1 protein-coding gene and 2 pseudogenes are annotated in these 2,623 nt (G+C 69.3%); 1 reads left to right on the forward strand and 2 read right to left on the reverse strand.

Annotation, left to right across the window (positions count from 1 at the left end; genetic code table 11):
• A pseudogene (locus JMF90_RS32770) lies at positions 1-127 on the reverse strand (4-hydroxy-3-methylbut-2-enyl diphosphate reductase); the annotation flags it as partial.
• Positions 128-529: 402 nt separating this feature from the next.
• Here JMF90_RS32770 and JMF90_RS32775 point away from each other — a divergent pair.
• Positions 530-1,717, forward strand: coding sequence for a glycosyltransferase (locus JMF90_RS32775; protein WP_011548882.1), 1,188 nt, complete (start codon positions 530-532; stop codon positions 1,715-1,717).
• Positions 1,718-1,832: 115 nt separating this feature from the next.
• Here JMF90_RS32775 and JMF90_RS32780 read toward each other — a convergent pair.
• Positions 1,833-2,623: pseudogene (locus JMF90_RS32780) on the reverse strand (phage tail protein); the annotation flags it as partial.

Here is a 2,623-nt window from a genome sequence, read left to right on the forward strand (position 1 = left end):
GGTTATGCACGATCTCGTGACGCACATAGACCGGCGCACCGTGCTGTTGCAGCGCGCGATCGACGATCTCGATCGCACGGACAACCCCCGCACAAAAGCCGCGGGGCTGGGCAAGGATGACTCGCATAGGTGAGCGAACTCCGACGACAGACGCCGGGGTTCGAGGCGCTGGCACGCGCTTGCTCGCCCCGGCTTGATGTTATGAAGGCAGGAACGAACCGGCCGGCCAGGCCCCGGAACCCCGAATTAATCGCGCATTTTAACCCTATCGGGCCGTCCGTGCTTTGGTGCTGTGTCGGCACCGTTGCAATTGTGGGAGAGCCGCGTCGGCGCTGGCGCGCGCGGAACCCGGTAAACTGCGCGGTTTCGCCGGCGGCCGCTCCGGCTGCCCGCCATCGCGCTCATTTCAAGGCCCTTCGATGACCGTCGATTCTTACGCGTATTGCCCTTCCGCTCGTGGGGTTTCGGGTGTTTTGTTCCCGACCCCTATTTATGCCGAACCCGCCGGCGCCCGGCAGGAGGCAGGCCGATGATGCTGGCGATCGCTTTCCTCGTGTCCGGCCTGTCGCTGGTGATCTGGATCGTGTTGCTCGTCGCGCGCGGTGGCTTCTGGCGCGCGCAGCCCGCGCGGCCGCTGCCGCCGGAAGCCCGCGGCGCGGCGGCCGAGGCCGGCTGGCCGGCCGTCGTGGCGGTCGTGCCGGCGCGCAACGAAGCCGACGTGATCGCCCGTGCGGCGACTTCGCTGCTCGAGCAGGACTATCCGGGCGACTTCCATCTGATCATCGTCGACGACCACAGCGACGACGGTACCGCCGACGCGGCCCGCGCGGCCGCGCTCGCGATCAACCGTGCCGACCGGCTGACGGTGCTGAGCGCGAAGCCGTTGCCGGCCGGCTGGTCCGGCAAGGTGTGGGCGCAGTCGCAGGGGATCGCGGCGGTGCGGACGCTCGGCCTGCCGGCCGATTACCTGCTGCTGACGGATGCCGACATCGGCCATCCGCCCGACGCCGTCGCGCAGCTCGTCACGCGTGCACAGGCCGAGCATCGCGATCTCGTATCGCTGATGGTGCGGCTGCGCTGCGACTCGTTCTGGGAAAAGGCGCTGATTCCGGCGTTCGTGTTCTTCTTCGCGAAGCTGTATCCGTTCTCGTGGATCAACAACCCGCGCAACCGGACGGCCGGCGCCGCGGGCGGCTGCATGCTCGTGAAGCGCACGGCGCTGGAAGAAGCGGGCGGCATCGAATCGATTCGCGGCGCGCTGATCGACGACTGCAGCCTCGCCGCGCAGATCAAGCATCGCGGCAGCGGCCGCCATCCGATCCGGCTCGATCTCGCCGATCGCAGCGTGTCGCTGCGCCCGTACGACAGCTGGCGCGACATCTGGAACATGATCGCGCGCACCGCGTTCACGCAACTGCACTATTCGCCGCTGCTGCTGGCCGGCACGCTGCTCGGGATGACGATCATCTATCTGGTGCCGCCCGTCGCTGCGCTCGCCTACGGCGCGCGTGCGTGGCCGGCCTGGCTCGCATGGGCGTCGATGTGCGCCGCGTATGCGCCGATGCTGCGCTACTACCGGCGCTCGCCGCTGTGGGCGCCCGCGCTGCCGCTCGTCGCGCTGTTCTATGTGGGCGCGACGTTCGCGTCCGCGTGGCGTTACTGGCGCGGCAAGGGCGGGCAGTGGAAGGCGCGCGTGCAGGCGCCGGTGGATCGCTGACGCCGAGTGTGCCCCGGGAGGCATGCCTCCCGGCAGCCGGAAAGCAAACAGCCCGATCGGTGCGAACCGGTCGGGCTGTTTCGTTTTCGGCTGTGTCGTGTGCCGATGCCGGCGCTTACCGCTGCGTCAGCATCATGTACATCTGAACCACGACGTCCGGCGAGAACGTAAACGGCACCCAGCCGTAGCCCGTGTGGCGGGCGACCAGCAGGCGGTCGCCGTTCGACTGCTTCTGCACGGCCATCATCGGGTTCTTCGTCGTCACGAAACGCCAGCCGGCCGGGATGCCGGGCGGCGGCTCCGGCTGCATCGACGCACGCGCGTGCGCGAGTTCCTCGATCAGTTGGCCCAGTTGTTCCGGATGCAGCGTGATCGACTGGCCGTTGATGGTCAGCGTGAGTTCGTTCTGGGACGGGCGCGCGACGTGCAGCGTCGCCTTGTCGGCCGGTGCGGCAGCGGTGTCGGTTGCAACCGCGGAGTCGGCTTGCGCCGCCGGGACGATCGCGGTTTCGGCCTCGACGGCCGCAGTCGACGCCTCGGCAGCGTCGGCCTCGACCGGTGCGGTTGCGTGTACGGCCGGCTCCGTCGTCGGCGTGTCCGCCGGTGCCGGCTCGACGGCTTCGACCGTCACCGCCGTGGCTGCGACCGCACTCGTCGCGGCTTCCTTGACGACGGCCTCGACGAGCGCTTCGGCGTCGGCAATGGCCTTCGCGTGGTGCTGCGCGGCCGCTTCGGCCTGGGCGATCGCTTCGGTATGGCGCTGCGTGATGGCTTCGGCTTCGGCGGTTGCTTCGGCATGGCGTTGCGCGGCGGCTTCGGCCTGGGCAATCGCTTCGGCGTGATGCTGCGTGATGGCTTCCGCCTCCGCGGTGGCTTCGGCGTGACGCCGGGCGGCGGCCTGCGTGT

It is taken from the genome of Burkholderia sp. E168m23 (genome assembly GCF_016586125.1).
Lineage (GTDB): Bacteria > Pseudomonadota > Gammaproteobacteria > Burkholderiales > Burkholderiaceae > Burkholderia > Burkholderia orbicola.